This window comes from Nonomuraea sp. NEAU-A123 (assembly GCF_018603905.1).
Lineage (GTDB): Bacteria > Actinomycetota > Actinomycetes > Streptosporangiales > Streptosporangiaceae > Nonomuraea.
Window position 1 is genome coordinate 411,825 of sequence record NZ_JAHFZZ010000007.1, and the last position, 21,218, is coordinate 433,042.

21 protein-coding genes are annotated in these 21,218 nt (G+C 68.8%); 8 read left to right on the forward strand and 13 right to left on the reverse strand.

From position 1 onward, the window contains the following. Positions 1 to 52: 52 nt before the first annotated feature. Together KLK06_RS24090 and KLK06_RS24095 are read right to left on the reverse strand one after the other, a co-directional pair. Positions 53 to 1,486, reverse strand: coding sequence for a serine/threonine-protein kinase (locus tag KLK06_RS24090; protein WP_214637822.1), 1,434 nt, complete (start codon positions 1,484 to 1,486; stop codon positions 53 to 55). Further along, complete coding sequence (locus KLK06_RS24095) at positions 1,476 to 2,984, reverse strand: serine/threonine-protein kinase (RefSeq protein ID WP_214637823.1); 1,509 nt, start codon at positions 2,982 to 2,984, stop codon at positions 1,476 to 1,478. The genes KLK06_RS24090 and KLK06_RS24095 overlap by 11 nt, the downstream gene beginning before the upstream one ends. Before the next feature lie 86 nt (positions 2,985 to 3,070). Between KLK06_RS24095 and KLK06_RS24100 the strand changes: the two genes are divergently transcribed. Further along, on the forward strand, positions 3,071 to 4,771 hold the full coding sequence (locus KLK06_RS24100) for a DEDD exonuclease domain-containing protein (RefSeq protein ID WP_214637824.1): 1,701 nt from the start codon (positions 3,071 to 3,073) through the stop codon (positions 4,769 to 4,771). Positions 4,772 to 4,780: 9 nt separating this feature from the next. After that, positions 4,781 to 5,068 (forward strand): Lrp/AsnC family transcriptional regulator, encoded by a 288-nt coding sequence (locus KLK06_RS24105; RefSeq protein WP_214637825.1) that lies wholly within the window; start codon positions 4,781 to 4,783, stop codon positions 5,066 to 5,068. 464 nt (positions 5,069 to 5,532) lie between these two features. Here KLK06_RS24105 and KLK06_RS24110 read toward each other — a convergent pair whose 3' ends face one another. After that, complete coding sequence (locus KLK06_RS24110) at positions 5,533 to 6,093, reverse strand: TIGR03086 family metal-binding protein (protein WP_214637826.1); 561 nt, start codon at positions 6,091 to 6,093, stop codon at positions 5,533 to 5,535. A 68-nt stretch (positions 6,094 to 6,161) separates the two neighbouring features. Here KLK06_RS24110 and KLK06_RS24115 point away from each other — a divergent pair, with 68 nt between their 5' ends. Further along, positions 6,162 to 6,995, forward strand: a complete 834-nt coding sequence (locus tag KLK06_RS24115) for a TetR/AcrR family transcriptional regulator (RefSeq protein ID WP_214637827.1) — start codon at positions 6,162 to 6,164, stop codon at positions 6,993 to 6,995. A 132-nt stretch (positions 6,996 to 7,127) separates the two neighbouring features. On the opposite strand, the gene KLK06_RS24120 is transcribed toward KLK06_RS24115, so the two are convergent. Genes KLK06_RS24120 through KLK06_RS24135 form a run of 4 tightly spaced genes read right to left on the reverse strand, consistent with a single transcriptional unit; the run spans position 7,128 to position 11,369 of the window. After that, positions 7,128 to 8,786 (reverse strand): ubiquinol-cytochrome c reductase cytochrome b subunit, encoded by a 1,659-nt coding sequence (locus KLK06_RS24120; protein WP_214637828.1) that lies wholly within the window; start codon positions 8,784 to 8,786, stop codon positions 7,128 to 7,130. After that, a complete protein-coding gene (locus tag KLK06_RS24125; protein WP_214637829.1) occupies positions 8,783 to 9,895 on the reverse strand; it encodes a ubiquinol-cytochrome c reductase iron-sulfur subunit in 1,113 nt (370 codons plus the stop codon). The genes KLK06_RS24120 and KLK06_RS24125 overlap by 4 nt, the downstream gene beginning before the upstream one ends. Then, positions 9,892 to 10,704: a cytochrome c gene (locus tag KLK06_RS24130; protein ID WP_214637830.1), complete on the reverse strand. Its 813-nt coding sequence runs from the start codon at positions 10,702 to 10,704 to the stop codon at positions 9,892 to 9,894. The genes KLK06_RS24125 and KLK06_RS24130 overlap by 4 nt, the downstream gene beginning before the upstream one ends. A 14-nt stretch (positions 10,705 to 10,718) precedes the next feature. Then, positions 10,719 to 11,369: a heme-copper oxidase subunit III gene (locus KLK06_RS24135; RefSeq protein ID WP_214637831.1), complete on the reverse strand. Its 651-nt coding sequence runs from the start codon at positions 11,367 to 11,369 to the stop codon at positions 10,719 to 10,721. Positions 11,370 to 11,565: 196 nt separating this feature from the next. Here KLK06_RS24135 and KLK06_RS24140 point away from each other — a divergent pair, with 196 nt between their 5' ends. Further along, positions 11,566 to 11,964, forward strand: a complete 399-nt coding sequence (locus KLK06_RS24140; protein WP_214638065.1) for a hypothetical protein — start codon at positions 11,566 to 11,568, stop codon at positions 11,962 to 11,964. A gap of 9 nt (positions 11,965 to 11,973) precedes the next feature. After that, positions 11,974 to 13,020 (forward strand): anthranilate phosphoribosyltransferase, encoded by a 1,047-nt coding sequence (gene trpD / locus KLK06_RS24145; RefSeq protein ID WP_214637832.1) that lies wholly within the window; start codon positions 11,974 to 11,976, stop codon positions 13,018 to 13,020. A gap of 200 nt (positions 13,021 to 13,220) precedes the next feature. On the opposite strand, the gene KLK06_RS24150 is transcribed toward trpD, so the two are convergent. The 4 genes from KLK06_RS24150 to KLK06_RS24165 form a co-directional block, all read right to left on the reverse strand. Beyond that, positions 13,221 to 14,462, reverse strand: a complete 1,242-nt coding sequence (locus KLK06_RS24150) for an Ig-like domain-containing protein (protein ID WP_214637833.1) — start codon at positions 14,460 to 14,462, stop codon at positions 13,221 to 13,223. A 141-nt stretch (positions 14,463 to 14,603) separates the two neighbouring features. Further along, entirely contained in the window at positions 14,604 to 15,017 is a 414-nt protein-coding gene (locus KLK06_RS24155) for a cytochrome c oxidase subunit 4 (RefSeq protein ID WP_214637834.1), read from the reverse strand. Continuing rightward, the gene (ctaD, locus tag KLK06_RS24160) at positions 15,017 to 16,678 is read right to left on the reverse strand and encodes a cytochrome c oxidase subunit I (RefSeq protein WP_214637835.1); all 1,662 of its coding nucleotides are present in this window, start codon (positions 16,676 to 16,678) and stop codon (positions 15,017 to 15,019) included. The genes KLK06_RS24155 and ctaD overlap by 1 nt, the downstream gene beginning before the upstream one ends. After that, entirely contained in the window at positions 16,675 to 17,469 is a 795-nt protein-coding gene (locus KLK06_RS24165) for a cytochrome c oxidase subunit II (protein ID WP_250905892.1), read from the reverse strand. The genes ctaD and KLK06_RS24165 overlap by 4 nt, the downstream gene beginning before the upstream one ends. Before the next feature lie 174 nt (positions 17,470 to 17,643). Here KLK06_RS24165 and KLK06_RS24170 point away from each other — a divergent pair, with 174 nt between their 5' ends. The 3 genes from KLK06_RS24170 (at position 17,644) to KLK06_RS24180 (ending at position 19,553) form a co-directional block, all read left to right on the forward strand. Continuing rightward, positions 17,644 to 18,786, forward strand: coding sequence for a cysteine desulfurase family protein (locus KLK06_RS24170; protein WP_214637837.1), 1,143 nt, complete (start codon positions 17,644 to 17,646; stop codon positions 18,784 to 18,786). Further along, positions 18,783 to 19,028 (forward strand): sulfurtransferase TusA family protein, encoded by a 246-nt coding sequence (locus tag KLK06_RS24175; protein ID WP_214637838.1) that lies wholly within the window; start codon positions 18,783 to 18,785, stop codon positions 19,026 to 19,028. The genes KLK06_RS24170 and KLK06_RS24175 overlap by 4 nt, the downstream gene beginning before the upstream one ends. A 93-nt stretch (positions 19,029 to 19,121) precedes the next feature. Then, positions 19,122 to 19,553 (forward strand): CBS domain-containing protein, encoded by a 432-nt coding sequence (locus KLK06_RS24180; protein ID WP_214637839.1) that lies wholly within the window; start codon positions 19,122 to 19,124, stop codon positions 19,551 to 19,553. A gap of 79 nt (positions 19,554 to 19,632) precedes the next feature. Here KLK06_RS24180 and KLK06_RS24185 read toward each other — a convergent pair whose 3' ends face one another. Beyond that, a complete protein-coding gene (locus tag KLK06_RS24185) occupies positions 19,633 to 20,619 on the reverse strand; it encodes a carbohydrate kinase family protein (RefSeq protein WP_214637840.1) in 987 nt (328 codons plus the stop codon). 137 nt (positions 20,620 to 20,756) lie between these two features. Then, entirely contained in the window at positions 20,757 to 21,110 is a 354-nt protein-coding gene (gene erpA, locus KLK06_RS24190) for an iron-sulfur cluster insertion protein ErpA (protein ID WP_214637841.1), read from the reverse strand. Positions 21,111 to 21,218 lie beyond the last annotated feature (108 nt).

The following is a 21,218-nucleotide window of genomic DNA, read 5'->3' on the forward strand; positions in this document are numbered from 1 at the left end:
GACTTAGGGGGAAACATGCTAGTAACACCACTTGCAAGGCGCTTGCAGAGGCTCAGTTGTTCAGCGTCGCGGCGACCACGCGCGCGGACTCGATCGCGGTCTTCCTGTCGGCCGGAGCGCTCGGCGGAACGTCCTCGCGGTGCAGGATGACCTCGCCCACGAGATTACTCGTGCGGAAGAGCAGCGTGCTGTCAGATCGGCCGGATTTGCCACTGGTCATGTAGAACTCGAAGGAGTCCTGGACGAACGCCGCCTCCCCCACACCGGACACGTCGGCCAGGGCGCCGGTGGTCTTGCGGAATACGGTGCCCTTCCCCGCGGCGCGGCTGCCGTGCTCGCTGTCGAACCGCAGCCGGGCCACGGCCGGGCCGCTGTAGTCACCGTCGGGCTGCTCGGCCCTGGTCCGCACGGTGATCGAGCGGGTGATCTGGGAGCCGTCGCGCACCTGCCACACGCACTCGCCCGCCCTGGTGCGTACCCGCTGCACCGTGCCCTTCAGCAACTGCCCGGCCCGCGCGTCACCGATCAGCCCGCACGGGTCCGGGGCGGCGGCGAACCTGCCCGTCTCCTTCGGCCCGTTCAATACGGCCAGGGCGTACCAGCCGCCCGTGCCCACCACCGCGACGGCGGCCAGTGCCGCGGGCACGAGCCACCATCGGCGCCGGCCGGCGCGGGGGGCGGGCGCGCCGCTCAACCGTTCGCCGATCTGCTCGGCCGTCGGCCGGGCCGCGGGGTCCTTGGCCAGCATGGCCATCAGCAGCCCGCCGAGCTCGCGCCCCGCCCTGGCCGGGAACGGCGGTTCGTGCAGCAGCACCGCCGCGGCCACGGCGGCGGGCAGGGCGCGCTCGAACGGCGGCCGGCCCTCCACCGCGGTGTAGAGGCTCGCGCCGAGCGACCACAGGTCGGAGGCGGGGCCGGCGGCATGCTCGTTCAGCCGTTCGGGCGCCATGTAGCCGGGCGAGCCCGCGGTGCCCTGCCGGTCGCTCCGGCCGCCCATCGGGGTGGCGATGCCGAAGTCGGTGAGCATGGCCGAGCCGTCGGCGTCGAGCATGATGTTGGCCGGTTTGACGTCCTGGTGCAGGATGCCGTGCGCGTGCGCCACCCGCAGCGCCGACAGCACCTGGAGCCCGACGCGGGCCACGGCCTCCGGCGGCAGCGGGCCACGTTCCTTGATGACCTTGTCGAGTGAGCGCCCGGTGACCAGGTCCATGACGATCCACGGCTGGTCGCCGTCGAGCACCACGTCGTGGATGAGCACGATGGCGGGGTCACGCAGCCGTCCCGCGGACCTGGCCTCGTGAATGGCCCGGTCGGCGAACTCCGCCCGCTGGCGCGGCGTCAGCTCGGCCGGCAGCCGCATCTGCTTGACCGCGACCTGCCGGTCGAGCGTCTGGTCGAGCGCCCGCCACACGGTGCCCGCGCCGCCTTCGCCGAGCCGCTCCACCAGGCGGTAGCGGCCGGCCAGCAGGTAGAAGTCAGCCTGCACTGCGCAACGCCCGCTCGCTGGCCCGCGCGGCCTTCAACGCGGACTGCCTGATGTCCTCATCGGTGGGCTTGGTGGTGAGTGTGGTGTATTCGACGCTCACCACCAGGTTCGCCAGGCGGTAGTAGATGTGAGCGGAGTGCACCCGGCCCGAGGGCCCGGTCAGCTCGAAGGCGAACGCCTCCTCGCCGACGCCGGTGAGCGTGCGGACCGGGGTGCGCTTGGCCTTGAGCGAGCCCTTCACCCCGATCTCCGGCCAGGTCCAGTCGACCTCGTCGTACTTGGCCCAGTAGCGCTGCTGGTTGCCCAGCAGCGTGTGGGCCGTCACCGGGGTCATCGACCAGGGGTCGGCGGTGTCGGAGTCCTTCTGGAGCTGCAGTCCGACGCCGGTGCCCTGAACCGGCCAGCCGCACTTGGGGCCGACGTCGTCGGAGCCGGGCTGCGGCTTGGGCGGCTGCTGGGTGCGCAGCAGCTCGCCGATCTCCGCCTGGGCGATCAGCGAGCACACGTTCATGGGGACGGTGAAGGCCTCCGGCACCTCATCCTGATTTTTCAGGACATTCAGCACCACGTACGTGCCGCCCGCACCGACCACGAGCACCGCGGCCGCCGCGGCGGCGATCCAGCCGGCCGCCCTGCCGCGGCGCTTCACCCGGGCGGGCGCGGTGATGTCGTGCTGCGTCGCGAGCCGGGCCGTCCGGCCCGCCGCGACCTCCCCCAGCGCGTGGATCGCGGCCCGCGCGTCAGGACGGGCCGCGGGGTGACGCGCCATCATGGCGGCGAGCACCGGCCCGATCGGGCCGCGCGCGACCGGAGGCGGCTGCGTCAGCGTGGCCTTGATCCGCTCGGCCGGCGAACCGGCGTACGCCGGCCGGCCCTCGGCGGCCGTGAACAGCGTGGCCCCCAGCGACCAGATGTCGCTGGCCGGGCCGCCCAGCTCGCCCTCCAGCCGCTCGGGCGCGATGAACCCCGGCGAGCCGATCATCAGCCCCTGCTCCGTCAGCGTCGCCTGCCCCTCCTGCCGGGCGATGCCGAAGTCGGTGAGCACCACCCGGCCGCTGTCGGTGAGGAACACGTTGCCCGGCTTGACGTCGCGATGCTGCAACCCCTGCGCGTGCGCGGCGGCCAGGGCGTCCAGGACGGCCGCGCCGATCCGGGCGGCCTGCTCCTGCGGCATCGCCCCGCGCTCCCGGACCGCGTCCGCGAGCGTACGGCCCCGCAGCAGCTCCATGACCAGCCACGGCCGCTCGTGCTCGACGATGACGTCGTGCAGCGCGACGATGCCCGGATGCCGCAGCCGGGCGGTGGCCTGGGCCTCGCGGACGGCCCTGGTGACGAGGTCGCCGCGCTCCTTGGCGGGCAGTCCGTCGGGCAGCGTGAGCTCCTTGACCGCCACCTCGCGGTCAAGCATCTCGTCCCTGGCCAGCCACACCCTGCCCATGCCGCCGCTGCCTAGCGGCCGCAGCAGTGAGTAGCGGCTGGCGAGTCTTCCCCCGGACATAAACGGAAGGGTAACGAAGGATCAAGCCGAACAGTTATTCGTTCGCAACGGGTAACTGTCGGTCTTCCTCTCTATGGTCTTGGTTCGTGGATCCGGTTCAAGGCACTCTCGACGAGCTCGGCACGCCGCTGAGCGACGTCACGTTCGTCGTGTTCGACCTCGAGACGACCGGGGGTTCTCCGGCCGATCACATGATCACCGAGATCGGCGCGGTCAAGGTGCGTGCGGGCGAGGTGGTCGGTGAGTTCTCCACGCTGGTCGATCCCGGCGGGCCGATCCCGCCGTTCATCTCCGTGCTGACCGGCATCACCGACGCCATGGTGGTGGCCGCGCCGCGCATCGAGTCGGTGCTGCCGGCTTTCCTCGAGTTCATCCGCGGCACGACTCTGGTCGCCCACAACGCCAGCTTCGACACCCGCTTCGTCAAGGCGGCCTGCGCCGCCCACGGCTATCCCCCGCCGGCCAACCCGGTCGTCGACACCGTCGACCTGGCCCGCCGCGTGCTGACCCGTGACGAGACGCCCAACGCCAAGCTCGCCACGCTGGCCAGGTTCTTCCGCAGCCCGACCGATCCCTGCCACCGCGCCCTGCAGGACGCCCGGGCCACCGTCCACGTGCTCCACGGCCTGATCGAGCGGGCCGGGTCCTTCCAGGTCAACACGCTCGAAGAGCTGAAGTCCTTCGTCCGCGCCCCCACCCCCGAGCAGCAGCGCAAGCGCCACCTGGCCGATTCGGTGCCGCACTCCCCCGGCGTCTACCTCTTCGAGGACGAACGCGGCGAGGTCCTCTACATCGGCAAGAGCACCAATCTGCGCAACCGCGTCCGCTCCTACTTCACCGCCAGCGAGACCCGCCCGCGCATCCGCGAGATGATCGGCATCGCCGAGCGGGTCCGCCACATCGTCTGCACCACCGCCCTCGAAGCCGAGGTACGCGAGCTACGCCTGATCGGCGGCGCCAAGCCCCGCTACAACCGCCGGTCCCGCTTCCCGGAGAAGGTCGTCTGGCTCAAGCTGACCGACGAGCCGTTCCCCCGCCTGTCGATCGTCCGCGAGCTCAAGGACGACGGCGCCGCCTACCTCGGCCCGTTCTCCAGCAGCCGCTCGGCCGACGACGCCCGCATCGCCCTGCACGAGGCGGTGCCGCTGCGCCAGTGCACCCAGCCGATCAGCCTGCGCACCCAGCGCGCGGCCTGCGTCCTGTATGAGATGGGCCGCTGCGGAGCGCCGTGCGAGGGCAAGGAGAGCCGGCTCGACTACGCGCTCCACGCCCAGGCCGCCCGCCGGGCCATGACCCTCGACGCCTCGGCCGTCTTCTCCGCGGTGTCGGCCCGCATGGAACGCCTCTCGGTCGAGCAGCGCTACGAGGAGGCCTCCATCGACCGCGACCGCCTCGCGGCCTTCGTCCGCGCCGCGGCCCGCATGCAGCGCCTCACGGCCATCACCCGCATCCCCCAGTTGGTGGCCGCGAGCCCGGCCTTCGACGGCGGCTGGGACATCCACGTCGTCCGCTACGGCCGGCTCAGCGCGGCCGGCGTCATGCCGCGCGGCGCCCACCCCGTCCCCTACGTCCAGTCCCTCGTGGCCACGGCCGAGAACGTCATCCCCGGCCCCGGGCCCGTCCACGCGGCCAGCGCCGAAGAGACCGAGTGCATCCTGCGCTGGCTGGAGTCGCCGGGCGTCCGCCTGGTGGAGGTCGAGGGCGAGTGGAGCCTGCCCGCCCACGGCGCCGCCCGCCACAAAGCCCGCATCGACCTCGCCTACCGCGGCCTCGATCAGGGCCGCTAGAGTTGGCCCATGGTCACGGCTATCGTCCACATCAATGCCGAGGTAGACCGCATCCCGGAGGTCGCCCAGACGATCGCCGAGATCGACGGGGTCAGCGAGGTCTACTCCATCACCGGCGAATACGACCTGCTGGCGATGGTGCGGGTGGCCGCCTACGAGCAGATCGCCGAGGTGATCCCGGGGCGCCTCAACAAGGTGGCCGGCGTGCTCCACACCGAAACCCACATCGCCTTCCGCACCTACTCCAAGCACGACCTCGACGCGGCGTTCTCCATCGGCTTCGGAGAAAGCGACTAACCAAAACCCTTTTTGCTTTTTTACGGCTGGCACGGTGGGCCCCAATGCGGGTGCGGAGCTGGGCTCTGTCCAGGGGTACGGTCCTGAGGTGTCCGGGGCTGGGCGCCGTGACGAGACGGTGAGACCGTGGCTTCCGGTCGGCTGCTCACCGCACATCGGCCCAACGTCGACCCGCGTCGGCCGCACGTCGGCCCAGTGTTCAGCCCACGTCCGGCGCCTGTCGGGCCTTGCGGCCAGCCCTCGTCCGACCCACATCCGGCGTGTCGGCGCTCCGGTCAGCCCGCGTCCGACCCACGTCCGGCTTGTCGGCCGCGCGGCCCCGCGTCGGCCGCTCGCCACAACGTGACCGTCTCGCCTCATCTCCAGCGCTCGCCGACTCTCCACCACTCGCCCCACGCCAGCCGCACACCGCATTTCGGCGGTTGCTCTGCGGCGGGCGTTTGTGTGTCGGGCGTCATGGGAGGTCAGATGGCGCGGCCCAGGAAGGCCAGGAGTCGTCGGTGTGGCGATGCGTCTTCGGTGGTCTGGATCTCGGGGTCGAACACGCCGGGGATCCGGTAGGCGTCGATGCCCATGGAGCGCATCGTCACCAGGAGGTCCCCGCACAGTTCCTCGTCGACCAGGGGCTCCTGGCCGGTGGCGACTGCCAGGTCGGTGCCGTGTACGAGGATCTCCGTCAGGTGGACCACGGCGGCCAGCGGCCCGGGGAGGGCGCCGAGGGAGATGTGCACGGTCTGCTGCAGCGCGTCGGGACGGCGCCACGCGGCGCGGTCGGCCGCCGCCGCCTTCTCGTACGCGCCCACGGGGTCCGCGCCCAGCCAGTCCGCCTCGTGGTCGGCACCGGGGTCGGTCCCGTCGAGCTCGGCGGCGAAGATCTGCATGCCGCCCACCACGTGGTTGAGCAGCGTACGGACGTCCCAGCCCGCGCACGGCGTGGGCCGGTCCCACTGGTCGGCGGCGATGCCGGTGACGATGGTGGCCGTCATGTCGACGGCCCGTTCGATCTGGTCGACTACCTGGCTCATGCTTGATCTCCTTTTAAGTTAACGAGCGTAAGGTTACATCAATGAGCTAACGGATGTAAAGTCATTGCATGAGCAGTGAGACGCACCGCACACGGAACAGGCGCGGAGAGGGCTCCCGGCTGCGCGGCGAGATCATCGCGGCGGCGACCGCGCTCCTGGAGCAGGCGGGCAGCGAGGATGCGATCACGCTCCGGGGGGTGGCACGCCAGGCAGGGGTGTCCGCCCCGTCGATCTACGCCCACTTCGCCGACCGCGAGGAGATCATCGGCGCGGTAGTGGCGCAGGCGTTCACCGAACTCGATGAGGCGCTCGTCACGACCGTCGAGGGCGAGACCGATCCCGCGAGGCGATTGTGGAAGCTGTGCGAGGCGTATCTGGACTTCGCCGAGAGCAAGCCGCATCGCTATCGGGTGGCGTTCGGCAGACACAACACCGCAGAGCCCACCGGCTCAGCGGCGCGGCTGGAGGATCTGTCGGGCGGCCAGGCATTCACCCGGCTGATCGAGGCGGTCGCCGACTACACGAAGAGCGACCGCGCAAACGACGACCCCGCGAACGGCAGCAGCAGGTCAGGGGACTGCAGCGCGACAGACGCCAGCGCAAACGACGGCACCGCGCAGAACAGCCCTGCGCAAGACCGTCGCACAAACGACAGCCCAGCGCAGAACGACCCCTCGCAGCACGGCCGCGCGGAAGACAACCCCGCGCAGCACGACCGCGCGCAGCACGGCCCCGCGAAAAACGGCTACGCGGCGAGCCGGTCGCCGCAGGTGGCGGCCACCGCTCTGTGGGTGTCCCTGCATGGGTACGCGTCGTTGACCGCGAGCGTTCCACTGTTCCCGTGGCCGGATCGGCGGGAGATGCTCAGCACGCTGCTGGCCTCCATAGTCCCCGCCCCATAGGGACCCGCCTGGCTCGGCGGCCGTCTCGAGGCGGCCCGTCCTGGCCACGGCAGCGCACGGAGCACACGGAGCGCGCCAAAAGAGCGGGCCCGGACGGAGGATCCGTCCGGGCCCGGAGATGAAGAGGAAGAACTACCGCGTCAGCGTATGGTCATCGCCGGCGCCGACAGCCGCGTGCTCGTCTTCATGCTCGTGTCCATGCCCATGCCCATCGTCGAGCGGGATCTTCTCCCCGCCGTACGCCTTGGACATGAGGGCGCGCAGCTTGCCGAGCGGGCCACGCATCCCCTTCGGCGGGATGCCCGAGCTGTCGGGCGCGACCGGCAGCATCAGCACCGGCTCCTTGCCCCGCACGTGCGCCTCGAGGTCATCGTCCGGCGGCGTGTGGAGCTCGATGTACTCGCCGTGCGGCAGCCGCTTGATCACGCCGGACTCGACGCCGTGCGAGACGACGGCCGCGTCGTAGCGCTGAAGGCCGAGACACGTGCGATACGTGATCAGGTACGCCAGCGCGGGCCCCAGGAAGATCAGCCACCGCCCTACGATCGTGGTGACGTTGAGGCTGATCTGGAAGTTCGCCGAGATCTCGTCGTTGGCGCCGAGCAGCCAGAGCAGGCCGTAGAACGTGATGGCCGTCATGCCGATCGCGGTGCGGTGCGGGTTGTTGCGCGGGCGGTCGGCGACGTGGTGCTCGCGGTGATCGCCCGTGACCCAGCGTTCGATGAACGGATAGAGCGCCAGGCCCGTCATGATGATGCCCATCGGCACCAGCGCCGGGATGATGACGCTGAGCGGCAGTGTGCCCGCATGGGCCGTGCCGAACAGGTTGATCTCCCACGGCACCATGATGCGCAGCGCGCCTTCGAGGAAGCCCATGTAGAAGTCGGGCTGCGAACCGGCCGACACGTCGGCGGGCGTGTAGGGCCCGAACAGCCAGATCGGGTTGATCTGGGCGAACGTCGCCAGCCCGGCCACCACCGCGAACGTGAACAGGAAGTACGCGCCCGCCTTGGCCATGAAGGCCGGGTAGAAGGGCGCTCCCACCACGTTGTGGTTGTTGCGGTTCTTGCCGGGCATCTGGGTGTGCTTCTGCGTCCACATGAGCACCATGTGGGCGGAGACGAGCGCCAGGATGATGCCCGGGATGAGCAGGATGTGCAGCGAGAAGAACCGGGCGATGACATCCTCACCCGGATATTCGCCGCCGAACAGGAAGAACGTGATGTAGGTGCCCACGAGCGGCAGCGAGATCGCCACGCCCTCGGTGATCCGCAGACCGGCGCCGGACAGCAGGTCGTCAGGCAGGGAGTAGCCGGTCAGGCCCTCGAGGAGCGCCAGCGTCAGCAGCCCGACGCCGATCAGCCAGTTGAGCTCGCGCGGCTTGCGGTAGGCGCCGGTGAAGAACACCCGCAGCGCGTGCACCGTCATGCCGGCCACGAACATCAGGGCCGCCCAGTGGTGCATCTGCCGCATGAGCAGTCCACCCCGGACGTCGAAGCTGAGCTCCAGCGACGACGCGTAGGCCTCGGACATCATGACGCCCTTGAGCGGGGCGTACGAGCCGTCGTAGGGGATCTCCCCCATGCTGGGCTTGAACCAGAACGTCAGGAACGTACCGGTCAGCAGCAGGATGACGAAGGAGTAGAGCGCGATCTCACCCAGCAGGAACGACCAGTGGTCGGGAAAGACCTTGCGGAAATTGCGCTTGAGGAAATTGGCCGCGCCGAGGCGCTCGTCCAGGAAGTTGGACGGGCCCGCGATGGCCTTGGGAACGGTGGTCAGCTCGCTCATGCCTGGCCTCCCTTGGACCTGGCCTCGGCTTCGGCGTCGCCGCGCTCCCAGTAGCTGGGACCGGGCGGCACGCTGAAGTCCCCCTTGGCGATGAGGAATCCCTCGCCGTCGACCGTGATCGGCAGCTGCGGCAGCGGCCTGGCGGCCGGGCCGAAGATGACCTTGGCGCCGTCGGCGGCGTCGAAGGTCGACTGGTGGCAGGGGCAGAGGATGTGGTGGGTGGTCTGCTCGTAGAGGGCCGCCGGGCAGCCCACGTGCGTGCAGATCTTGGAGTAGGCGACGATGCCGTCGTGCGTCCAGTTCTGGTTGACGCCCGACTTGATCTCTTCAGGGCGGAACTTGATCAGGATCAGCGTGGCCTTGGCCAGGGCGTTCAGGTCGTGCTGGTAGCCCTCGGGCACCACCGACAGGATGCCGCCCGGCGAGTTGAAGTCGGCCGCGCGGATCGGCTGGCCGGTGCCCTCCACGACGAGCCTGAGCGGCTTGCCGTCCTTGGTCTTCTCGCCCCAGACCGTGTGCCGCAGCGTCTTGTTGAAGTCGGCGCCGGGCATCTTGGAGTTGTCCAGGTCGCGCAGCAGCACCACCGGGAGCAGGCCCAGCGGCGCGGCCGCGAGCAGCAGCGTGCGGCGCAGCATTTTGCGCTTGACGAAGCCGCTCTCGTTGGCGCCCTGCACGAAGGTCTCGGCGACGTACTCACGGTCGTCCTCGGCGGAGACCATGGGATGGCGCTCCTGGACCAGGGCGTACTTGGGCATGATCATGCGGACCCAGACCACGATGCCGCAGGCCAGCCCCAGCAGCGCCAGCGTCAGCGTGCTGCCGAGCGCGAGGTTGGAGACGCCTGTGCTCTCCGGGCTGCCGACCTGGAAGTAGACGTAGGAGATGATGAACGCGATGCCCGCGAGGAACGTGACCGCGAAGCAGAGCGCCGCGATCCTCTCGGCCTTGCGCGCCTTCGTCTCGTCCTGCAGCGTCACGCCCGGGACTTCGACCTCGGCTTCCGCCGTTTCGGGGGTGCCGAGCATCGAGGTGCCCGGCACAGGAGTGCCGATGACGCGCTTGGGAACGCGCTCGTCCGGCTGCTCGATCTCGTGCTCGTTGTCTGTCATGACTTCTGTCGCTTCTTCGCGGTGATCCAGATGGCTGCGAGGGCGAGGGCGCTGAGGCCCGCGATCCACGCTACGAGACCTTCGGTGACCGGGCCAATACGTCCGAGGCCGAAACCTCCAGGGTCCTTCTGCGCGCGAACCTGGGTGATGTAGGCGATCATGCTGCGCTTCTCTTCAGGCGTGATCGTCGAGTCGTTGAAGACCGGCATCGCCTGCGGGCCGGTGACCATCGCCTCGTAGATCTGCGTGGGAGAGGCCAGGTTCAGGTTGGGGGCGTACTTCCCTCGGGTCAGCGCACCGCCCGCGCCGACCCAGTTGTGGCACTGGATGCAGTTGGCGCGGAAGAGCTCGCCGCCCTTGCCCGCGTCGCCGAGCTTGGCGTCGACCTGCTCCTTGCCGGGCACCTGCGGGCCGCCGCCGAGCGACTGCACGTAGGCGCCGAGCTTGCTGATCGCGTCCGGGTTGACCCAGTCCGGCAGCGGCTTGCGCGGCGCCTGGGCGCCGGAGTCGGCCGCGGGCATGCGGCCCGTGCTCACCTGGAAGTCGACGGCCGCGGCACCGACGCCGATGAGCGTGGGGGCCTTGCCGGTGATGCCCTGCGCGTTGAGCCCGTGGCAGCTGGAGCAGTGTGCCTCGAACAGGGCCTTACCCTCGGCCACGTCGTCGACCCTGCCTGACGCGAGTGCCGCGTCGGCAGGCTTGCCCACCTGGACAAAGGCGGTGTATGCCATCCCGACCAGCGCCAACGCGAAAATCAGGACGGCGTATCTCGCGAGGGGATGCCGCCGCCAAGCGGTGATCCTAGTCACAGAGATCCCGTTCCTTAACGAATAATGTAGATGGTCGCGAAAAGGCCGATCCAGACGACGTCGACGAAGTGCCAGTAGTAGGACACGACGATCGCGCTGGTGGCCTGCTCATGCGTGAAGCGCTTCGCGGCGTACGTGCGTCCCAGCATGAACAGGAACGCGATCAGGCCACCCGTCACGTGCAGGCCGTGGAAGCCCGTCGTCAGGTAGAACACCGAGGTGAAGGCGTTCGCGGACAGGGTCGCGCCCTCTTTCGCCAGCTCGCCGTACTCGTACAGCTGACCGGCGACGAAGACCGCGCCCATCAGGAAGCTGACGACGTACCAGAAGCGGAGCTTGCCGACCTGCCCCTTCTCCGCGGCCCACACGCCCATCTGGCACGTCACACTCGACAGAACCAGGATGATCGTGTTCGCCGTCGCGAACGGGATGTTCAGGTGAGCGCCTTCGGCTTCCACGCCTTGCATGACGAGCGCGGGGCTCCACACGAGGCCCTTGCCCTCGCTCACCGACCGGATGGTGAAGTACATCGCGAACAGCGCCGCGAAGAACATGAGCTCGGAGGACAGCCAGACGATCGTACCGACGCTGACCAGATTGGGTCTGCGGTACGGCTGTGCTGTCGTCGTCGAAGTTATTGCGGATGCTGTCGCCACGGGCAGCATTATTGCGGCTTCTGTAGCCGGTCCGACGCACGACCCCCCCGTAGCAGCGACAAACATGCCAACAACCCAAGAAAATAGGGACAAAACGACCGCTAGAGGCAGCGGCCTGGGTTTGGGGGCCGGGGCACCGGTACGATTCCAGGTGACCATATCGCTTCGACCGATAGTGAGCGCGACCGTGAGCACCGACGACACGATGAGGGTCCTCGTCTACAGCGACGACGCCGCCACCCGTGAAGAGGTACGGCTGGCGATCGGCCGGCGACCCGCCGCCGATGTCCCCTTCGTGGAGATCGTGGAGTGCGCCACCGAGCCCAAAGTGCACCAGTGGCTGGGCTCCGGCGAGATCGACGTGGCCGTCCTCGACGGCGAGACCCAGCCGGCGGGCGGCATGGGCGTCTCGCGCCAGGCCAAGGACGAGGTCTACGACTGCCCTCCCGTCTGCCTGATCATCGCCAGGCGCGACGACCGCTGGCTGGCCGACTGGTCCAAGGCCGACGCCGTGGTCCCGCAGCCGCTGGAGCCCATGGTGCTGGCCGACACCGTCGCCGACCTGATGCGCCGCCGCGCCTCGACCCGACTCAACGCGAAGTAGGTGCCTTCCGTGGATGCCCGGACGACCTGGCCCGCCCTGCTTTCGGCTCTCCTGTCAGGTGAGCATCTGACCGCCGACGAGACGTCCTGGGCGATGCGGGAGATCATGTCCGGCTCCGCGACGTCGGCCCAGATCGCCGGGTTCGCGATCGCGCTGCGGGCCAAGGGCGAGACGGTGGCCGAGGTCGTGGGCCTGGCCCGCACCATGCTGGAGCTGGCCACCCCCCTCCACATCGAGGGCCCGGTCGTCGACGTGGTCGGCACCGGCGGCGACCGCGCCCACACGGTGAACGTCTCGACGATGGCCGCCATCGTGGCCGCCGCCGCGGGCGCCCGCGTGGTCAAGCACGGCAACCGCGCCGCCTCCTCCTCGTGCGGCGCCGCCGACGTCCTGGAGCACCTCGGCATCCACCTCGACCTGACGCCCGAGCAGACGGCCCACGTCGCCCGCGAGGCGGGGATCGCCTTCTGCTTCGCCCCCGTCTACCACCCCGCGCTGCGCTTCGCCGGGCCGCCGCGCAAGGAGATCGGCGTCCCGACGATCTTCAACTTCCTCGGCCCGCTCACCAACCCGGCCCGCCCCGCGGCCCAGGCCATCGGTGTCTTCGACAAGCGCATGCTGCCGATCCTCGCGGGCGTCTTCGCCGAGCGCGGCGTCTCCGCCCTGGTCTTCCGCGGCGACGACGGCCTCGACGAGCTGACGATCGCGACGACCTCCACGGTCTGGATCGTCAAGGACGGCGCCGCCACCCAGACCGTCTTCGACCCCGCCGTCCTGGGCATCCCCCGGGCCGACGCGGACGCCCTCAGGGGCGGCGACGTCGGCTTCAACGCCCAGGCGGTCCATGACCTCCTGCGCGGCAAGGCCGGCCCGGTGCGCGACGCCGTGCTCCTCAACGCGGCGGCGGCCCTGGTGGCGCTGGACGGGCCCGGCGACGACCTCGACGCCGCCATGATCGACGCCTACGCCCGCGCCGCCCAGGCCGTCGACTCCGGCCACGGCTCGGCCACCCTGGACCGCTGGATAGCGACCAGCCGCTCCGTCCGCCCCGCCTGACACGCCGACCCGCTCAGGAGACCGCTGACGCGTCGGCTCTCTCAGCAGGCCGCTGACACGTCGGCCCGCTCAGCAGGCCGCTGGCCCGCTCAGCAGGCCGCTGGCCCGCTCAGTAGGCCGCTGACACGTCGACTCTCTCAGCAGGCCGCCGGGGCGACGTCGGCCGCCCAGGAGGCCGTCACGAGGGCGTACGGGAGCCGTCAGTGGAAGTGCGTCGTCGGTGCCGCCTTGAGCGAGCTCCACTTGAGCCATTCCTTCCAGCTCTCCTGCCAGTGCCCCCACCCGTTGGTCGGCTCCAGCGGGCGGGGCGAGCCCGTGATGATGATCGGATCCCCGATCAGCGTGTTCTTGATGAACCAGGCCGCGTTGTCCGGGCTGACGTTCACGCAGCCGTGACTCACGTTCGAGTAGCCCTGCGAGCCGACCGACCATGGCGCGCTGTGAATGTACTCGCCGCTGTTCGAGATGCGTACGGTGTTGTAGACGGTCAGCTGGTAGTAGCCCGGCGACCCGGGCCCGATGCCGGGTGAGGTCATGACGGTCACCGGCTCCCTGGACATGGCCAGGTGGACGCCGGAGGTCGTGTAGTACTTCCAGGCCCCGCCCTGGCCGGCGCTCATCGGCATGGTACGGATCTTCTTGCCGTCGCGGCGGACTGTCAGCATGTGGACGTTGGTGCTGCCCTTGGTGATCTGCTCACGGCCGATCTTGAAGTTGTAGGCGAAGTCGCGCTTGCCGTACACGCCTTCGGCGCCCCGTACCCCGGCCAGGTGGGCTTCCAGGCGGACATTGGTGTGGGCGGGCCAGTACTTCACCGGCCGGAAGTCCACGTGCCGGTCGTCGAACCAGTGCCAGGCGCCCTCGACCGGCTTCGAGCTGCGGATGGTGAGGTTGCGCTCGACCGCCACCCGGTCGGTGATCGGCCGGTCGAACGTGATCATGACCGGCATGCCGACGCCGACCGTCAGGCCGGTGTCGTACTTGTTGGGCGTCACCGTCTCGAGGTCGAAGAACTTGTCCGCCTTGACCGTCGAGAACGTGCTGGTGGTCTCGGCCGTCTTGCCGTCGGCGCCGGCGGCGACCGTGGTGATCGTGTACGTGGTGCCCGGCTTGGCGATCCGGGTGCTGCGCCAACTGGTGCCGTCGGCGCTGAGCACGCCCGGCAGTTGACCCGCCTTGCCGCCCTGGATGCTGACGCTCTTGAGCGTGCCGGACTGGGCGGCGACGACAACAGTGTGGTCTGTAGGGATATTTTCGGATTTATTGAGCGGGTTCACCACCACTGTGGCCGCCGCCACCGGCTTCCCCGCTCCGCCTGCGGCCGTACCGCTGGCGGTGCCCGCCGGTCCGGCGGTTCCGGTAGTGCCGGTCTCGGACCCCGAGCACGACGCCAGCAGAGCCAGAGCCAGCAGTCCGGCCGATCCATGAGCCAAGCGCCCCACGTGCACTCCCCCGTCCGAGATCGCTCCATTCCCCTCACTTATTACCCTGAGTGATCGATTCGTCACATCCGCCCCCCGGCAAAGAACAGCAAAAAGCGGGCGCCCCCTCCCAGAAGAGGACACCCGCCGTAAGCCTCGCCGTTAGTGCGAGAAGTTACCCCGGTAGTACTGGAACACGAATCCGATCATGGCCATGATGATCAGAAATACACCGATCAGGAACATCCAGAACCCGATCACGAACCCGGCGAACGCGAACGCCGCCGCCAGGCACAGGAACAGCGGCCACCAGCTACTCGGGCTGAAGAAGCCGATCTCACCGGCGCCGTCGCTGATCTCGGCCTGCTTGTTGTCCTCCGGCTGGGCGCCGATGCGCCGCGCCGTGAACATCAGGTAGTAGCCGATCATGAACGCGAAGCCGACCGAGATGGCCATGGCCGTGGTGCCGACCGGCTCTCCGTGACCCGACTCCGCCTTGGTCCAGAACCAGTACGCGACGTCGACACCGGCGAAGAACAGGCCGCACAGCAGGAACAGCCAACCCTGAACCTTCATCAGGCCTCGACCTCCTGGGGCCTCTTGGCGGACACGTGCGGGTAGTGCAGGTCGAACGCGGGACGCTCAGACCGGATCCGCGGCAGCGAGGTGAAGTTGTGCCGCGGCGGCGGGCAGGAGGTCGCCCACTCGAGCGAGTTGCCGTAGCCCCACGGGTCGTCGACCGTGACCTTCTGCCCGCTGCGCGCGGTCTTCCAGACGTTGTAGAAGAACGGCAGCACCGACAGGCCGAGCACGAACGCGCCGACCGACGAGATCAGGTTCAGGTCGGTGAAGCCGTCGGCGGGGCTGTAGTCGGCATAGCGGCGCGGGAACCCGATGACGCCCAGCCAGTGCTGGATCAGGAACGTCGTGTGGAAGCCGATGAACAGCAGCCAGAACTGCACCTTGCCGAGCTTGTCGTCGAGCATCTTGCCGGTGAACTTGGGCCACCAGAAGTAGAAGCCCGCGAACATCGCGAACACCACCGTGCCGAAGACCACGTAGTGGAAGTGGGCCACGACGAAGTAGGTGTCGCTGATCTGGAAGTCGAGCGGCGGCGAGGCCAGGATGACGCCGGTCAGGCCGCCCAGCAGGAAGGTGATCAGGAAGCCGATCGAGAACAGCATCGGCGACTCGAACGAGAGATGTCCTCGCCACATCGTGCCGATCCAGTTGAAGAACTTCACGCCCGTCGGCACCGCGATGAGGAACGTCATGAACGAGAAGAACGGCAGCAGCACCTGCCCGGTCGGGAACATGTGGTGCGCCCAGACCGTGATCGACAGGCCGGCGATCGAGATCGTCGCGGCCACGAGGCTGATGTAGCCGAAGACCGGCTTGCGGCTGAAGACCGGGAAGATCTCACTCACGATGCCGAAGAACGGCAGCGCGATGATGTAGACCTCCGGATGGCCGAAGAACCAGAACAGGTGCTGCCACAGCAGCGCCCCTCCGTTGGCCGCGTCGAAGACGTGGGTGCCGAGCTTGCGGTCGGCCTCCAGAGCCAGCAGCGCGGCGGCCAGCACCGGGAAGGCCATCAGCACGAGCATGCTGGTCAGCAGGATGTTCCAGGTGAAGATCGGCATCCGGAACATGGTCATGCCCGGCGCGCGCATGGTGATGATCGTGGTGATGAAGTTCACCGAGCCGAGGATCGTACCCAGGCCCGACAGCGCCAGGCCCATGATCCACAGGTCACCGCCCATGCCCGGCGAGCTGATCGCGGTCGACAGCGGCGTGTAGGCGAACCAGCCGAAGGAGGCGGCGCCGTTGGGGGTGAAGAAGCCCGACACCGCGATGATGCTGCCGAACAGGTAGAGCCAGTAGCTCACCATGTTCAGGCGCGGGAAGGCCACGTCGGGGGCGCCGATCTGCAGCGGCATCAGCTCGTTGGCGAAGCCGGCGAACAGCGGCGTCGCGAACATCAGCAGCATGATCGTGCCGTGCATGGTGAACAGCTGGTTGAACTGCTCGTTGCTGGTGAACTGCAGCTCCGGCTGCGCCAGCTCGGCCCGCATGATCAGCGCCATGATGCCGCCGATCAGGAAGAAGGCGAACGACGTGATCAGATAGAGGTGACCGATGATCTTGTGGTCGGTGCTGGACATCCACTTCACGATCACCTGGCCCTTGGTGACGGGCCTGGCGGTTGTCGAGAGTGGCTCTTGGATGGCGGTCACTGAGCGCTCCCAGCCTGTGTCGCGATGTACTGGTCGTACTCAGCCTGCGGAACGAGCTTCACCGAGAAGAGCATGCGACTGTGGTCGACGCCGCACAGCTCGGCGCAGCGGCCCGCGAAGACGCCGGTCTTCTCGAGCGTCTTGATCTCGAAGAAGCGGCCCTTGTTGTCCTTGGCCAGGCCGGGGATGACGTCACGCTTGAACAGGAACGCCGGCACCCAGAAGGAGTGGATGACGTCGGGTGACTCCAGCTCGAACTCCACCGTCTTGCCGACGGGCAGCACAAGCTGCGGGCCCGCCTTGTAGTCGCTCACGGGCTGGCCCACGACCGGCTTCAGCGTCTTGCCGTTGACCGTCGTGGTGAACCGCCAGCTCCACTGGAACGCCTCCACCTTGACCTTGACATCAGGGTGGCCGGAGAGCACCTGCAGATCCCGGCTGTCGCGCGCGGTGAAGAAGAAGAACACCGAAACCATGACCAGCGGGATCAAGGTGTAGAGCATCTCGATCGGCAGGTTGTAACGGACCTGCGGCGGGAGCTCGGCCTTGGCCTTGCGCTTCACATGGAACAAACAAGCCCAGATGATCAGGACGATGACCACGGCGCCCGTGGCGAGTGCGGCGACCCAGGCCCCGTTCCAAAGATTCTGGACGATGTCGCCCTGGCTGGTGATGTGCTCGGGAAGCAGACCCTTAGACCAATCGGCCTTGGGAATGTCATTAGCACACGCCGTAGCGGAGGCCAGCAGCAACGCCAAAGCGGCGGCTCGCGGCACTCTGCGCCGGGCCAACGAACGCCGTGTCGAACGGCGAGTCGGACTCACGGATCGCCTACCCCACAGATGAAGCCCAGGAGTCCTCCTGGGCGCTCGTATGTCTAAATGCACAGCTGATTGGAGACACATTAGCGTGCAAGAGCCCCGCCCTCCTGCGCGCCCCCTCAATGGTGCACCGCAAGTGGGACGATGGGTCTCGTGGCGTACTTTGACGCGGCCTCGACCGAGCCGCTCCACCCCCAGGCTCGCGAAGCGCTCCTGGCGGCGATCGATGTCGGCTGGGCCGACCCCGCGAGGTTGTACGGCCAGGCCCGCCGTGCGCACCTGCTGCTGGAGCAGGCCCGTACGGAGGTGGCCGAAGCGCTCGGCGCGCGTCCCGACGAGGTGTCGTTCACCTCTTCGGGCACGCAGGCGGTGCATCTCGGCGTGCTCGGCACCCTACACGGCAGACGGCGGGCCGGACGGCACCTGGTGACCGGCGCGGTCGAGCACTCCAGCGTGCTGCACGCCGCCAGCCTGCACGAACGCGGCGGCGGTACGGTGGAGATCGTGGGGGTGGATCTGCGCGGACGCGTCGACCCGGCCGCCTTCAAGGCCGCCGTGTCCAGGCCCGACACGGGCCTGGCCTGCCTGCAGACGGCCAACCACGAGGTCGGCACGCTCCAGCCGGTGGACGAGGTGGCCGCCGCCTGCCGGGAGCACGGCGTCCCGCTGCTGGTCGATGCCGCCCAGACGGCCGGGCGGCTGCCGATCCCGCAGGGCTGGTCGGTCCTGACCGCGAGCGCCCACAAGTGGGGCGGCCCCGCCGGGGTGGGCGTGCTGGCGGTGCGCAAGGGCACGCGGTTCCGGTCGTTCCTGCCGGAGGACGAGCGCGAGCGGCGCCGGGTCCCCGGGTTCGAGAACGTGCCGGCCATCGTCGCCGCCGCGGCCGCCCTGCGGGCGATGACCGCCGAGGCGGCGCGGGAACGTTCCCGCCTGTCCGCGCTCGTCGACAAGATCCGGCGGACCGTGCCGGAGATCGTGCCCGACGTGGAGGTGATCGGCGACCCCGTCGAGCGGGCGCCGCACATCGTGACCTTCTCCTGTCTCTACGTCGACGGGGAGGTGCTGCTCACCGAGCTGGACAAAGCCGGATTCGCGGTATCGTCCGGGAGTTCATGCACCGCTAGTACGCTTCGTCCATCGCACGTTCTGGAAGCGATGGGCGTGCTCACGCATGGGAATGTCCGGGTGTCACTGCCCAGGGGCGCTTCCGCGGCCGAGGTCGACAGATTCCTCGCCGTGCTGCCCGATGTGGTGCACCGAATCCGGCAGGACGCAGGAGTCGCATGACCGAGGTTATTCAGCCGTCATTGACGATCGACGCGCTCGGGAAGAAGTGCCCGATTCCGATCATCATGCTCGCCGAGCAGATCAACTATGTCCCGCTCAACGCCGTGATCGCCGTCCTGGCCGACGATCCGGCCGCGTTCACGGACGTCCCCGCGTGGTGCCGCCTGAAGTCCCACCGCCACGTGGGCTCCTACGAGCTGCCGCAGGGCGGCTGGTCCATTCACGTACGCCGCAATTACTGACATCCAGTACGTACGGCAGAAAACCGCGTAAACCCCATCAAACGGGTAAGAACCCCCTCGGAGCCATATCGCCGACCTCCGGGGGGAGAAGACATGACGGATGGACACCCGCACGAGACCGCCCGCGACGTGATGAGCGAGGGCGTGGAGTGCATCCCCGCGCATGAGACGCTCGACCGGGCCGCGCAGATGATGCGCGACAACCACGTGGGAGCGCTGCCGGTCTGCGTCGACGACCGCGTGACCGGGATCATCACCGACCGCGACATCGTGATCAAGTGCGTGGCCGAGGGGCGCGACCCGGCCCACATGCGGGCGGGCGACCTGGTGGTCGGGCTGGTCTGGGTGCCGGTCGACGCCACGGTCGAGGAGGCGCTCCAGCGCATGGAGCAGCACCAGATCAAGCGGCTGCCGGTGATGGAGGACATGCGGATCGTGGGCATGATCTCCGAGGCCGACCTGGCCAAGCACCTGCCCGACGACCAACTGGCCGAATTCGTGCACCGCGTCTACGCCGGCGCCTGACCGCCCGGCCGGGAAGACCACCGCCCCGCCGCACTGATCGTGCGGCGGGGCGGCTCGCGTTCGGTCGCGGTGGCGTGTGTCAGGCGTGGTGGCAGTGGACGAGGCCCGCGATCTCCTCGGCGGCACCGGCCCCGTAGGCGGCGCCGAACCGCTCAAGGAACGCCTTCTGCCCCAGCTCGTACTCCTGCCCGCCGACCCGCTCCAGGACGTGCGTGGCGGTCAGGTTGCCGAGCTGGCCGCAGCGCTCCAGCGACAGGCCCCAGGCCAGACCGGACAGGAAGCCCGCCCGGAAGGCGTCGCCGACGCCGGTCGGGTCGGCCTTGCCCGCCTCCGGCGCGGGCGCGACCTGGATGGACGGCTCGCCCGCGCGGTCGATGACGGCGCCCTTGGGGCCGAGCGTGGTGATGCGGACGCCCACGCGGTCCAGGACCTCGGCGTCGGACCAGCCGGTCTTCTGCTCGATGAGCCCCTTCTCGTAGTCGTTCGAGAACAGGTAGGCGGCGCCGTCGACCAGGTCGCGGATCTGCTCGTCGGCCATGCGGGCGAGCTGCTGCGAGGGGTCGGCGGCGAACGGGATGCCGCGCTGGCGGCACTCGTCGGTGTGACGCAGCATGGCGTCGGGGTCGTTCGGGCTGATCAGCACCAGGTCGAGCCCGCCCACGCGGTCGGAGACGGGCCGCAGCTCGATGAGCCGCGCCTCTGCCATCGCGCCGGTGTAGAACGAGGCGATCTGGTTGTGGTGCTCGTCCGTGGTGCACAGGAAGCGAGCCGTGTGGTGGTTCTCGGAGACGTGCACCGAATCGCAGTCCACGCCGTGGCGCTCCAGCCACGAGCGGTAGTCGGCGAAGTCCGAGCCGACCGCGCCCACGAGGATCGGGGTGAGCCCCAGGCACCCCATGCCGAAGGCGATGTTCGCCGCGCACCCACCGCGGCGGATCTGCAGGTCGTCGACCAAGAAGGAGAGTGACACCCGGTCAAGCTGCTCGGCGATGAGCTGTTCGCCGAAGCTTCCTGGGAAGGTCATCAGATGGTCGGTCGCGATGGAGCCGGTGACGGCGATGCGCACGGGATTCTTCTTCCTCGTTGTCAGCAAGCCAATAAGCCCAAACGAGGATACGCGAGGACGGACGCGAAGGTCCCGCACGCACGAATGCGAGCGGGACCTCACCCACTCCGAACTAGTCCGAAGGACTGCTTGAAGGACTAGTTGAAGGAGTCGCCACAGGCACAGGAGCCGGTGGCGTTGGGGTTGTCGATGGTGAAGCCCTGCTTCTCGATCGTGTCCACGAAGTCGATGGAGGCGCCCAGCAGGTAAGGGGCGCTCATCCTGTCGGTGACCACGCTGACCCCGCCGAAGTCGGTAACGACGTCTCCGTCCATCGAGCGGTCATCGAAGAAGAGCTGGTAACGGAGACCGGAGCAACCACCCGGCTGCACGGCCACGCGCAGCTGCAAGCCCTCTTCGCCCTGCTGCTCGAGCAGAGCCTTGACCTTGGCGGCGGCCGCGTCAGTCAGGATCAGGCCCTGCGTCGTGGTCTCGCTGCTCTCAACCGTCATCTGCTGACTCCCTAACCCGGCTGTCTGTTTACGACGTCCTACTTAGACGCTACCAACACATCCCCCGTGCTACACATTCCCAGCCCCTCGGACCCCCGGAATAAGCGC

What these genes read in the sequence shown, in the direction of transcription:
- KLK06_RS24115 (WP_214637827.1), top strand. Translation starts at nt 6,162, where the DNA reads ATGAGCAGTGAGACGCACCGCACACGGAACAGGCGCGGAGAGGGCTCC.
- KLK06_RS24120 (WP_214637828.1), bottom strand. Translation starts at nt 8,786, where the DNA reads ATGAGCGAGCTGACCACCGTTCCCAAGGCCATCGCGGGCCCGTCCAAC.
- KLK06_RS24180 (WP_214637839.1), top strand. Translation starts at nt 19,122, where the DNA reads ATGACGGATGGACACCCGCACGAGACCGCCCGCGACGTGATGAGCGAG.
- KLK06_RS24105 (WP_214637825.1), top strand. Translation starts at nt 4,781, where the DNA reads ATGGTCACGGCTATCGTCCACATCAATGCCGAGGTAGACCGCATCCCG.
- KLK06_RS24110 (WP_214637826.1), bottom strand. Translation starts at nt 6,093, where the DNA reads ATGAGCCAGGTAGTCGACCAGATCGAACGGGCCGTCGACATGACGGCC.
- KLK06_RS24135 (WP_214637831.1), bottom strand. Translation starts at nt 11,369, where the DNA reads ATGCTGCCCGTGGCGACAGCATCCGCAATAACTTCGACGACGACAGCA.
- KLK06_RS24170 (WP_214637837.1), top strand. Translation starts at nt 17,644, where the DNA reads ATGGGTCTCGTGGCGTACTTTGACGCGGCCTCGACCGAGCCGCTCCAC.
- KLK06_RS24175 (WP_214637838.1), top strand. Translation starts at nt 18,783, where the DNA reads ATGACCGAGGTTATTCAGCCGTCATTGACGATCGACGCGCTCGGGAAG.
- KLK06_RS24125 (WP_214637829.1), bottom strand. Translation starts at nt 9,895, where the DNA reads ATGACAGACAACGAGCACGAGATCGAGCAGCCGGACGAGCGCGTTCCC.
- KLK06_RS24155 (WP_214637834.1), bottom strand. Translation starts at nt 15,017, where the DNA reads ATGAAGGTTCAGGGTTGGCTGTTCCTGCTGTGCGGCCTGTTCTTCGCC.
- erpA (WP_214637841.1), bottom strand. Translation starts at nt 21,110, where the DNA reads ATGACGGTTGAGAGCAGCGAGACCACGACGCAGGGCCTGATCCTGACT.
- KLK06_RS24095 (WP_214637823.1), bottom strand. Translation starts at nt 2,984, where the DNA reads ATGTCCGGGGGAAGACTCGCCAGCCGCTACTCACTGCTGCGGCCGCTA.
- KLK06_RS24140 (WP_214638065.1), top strand. Translation starts at nt 11,566, where the DNA reads ATGAGGGTCCTCGTCTACAGCGACGACGCCGCCACCCGTGAAGAGGTA.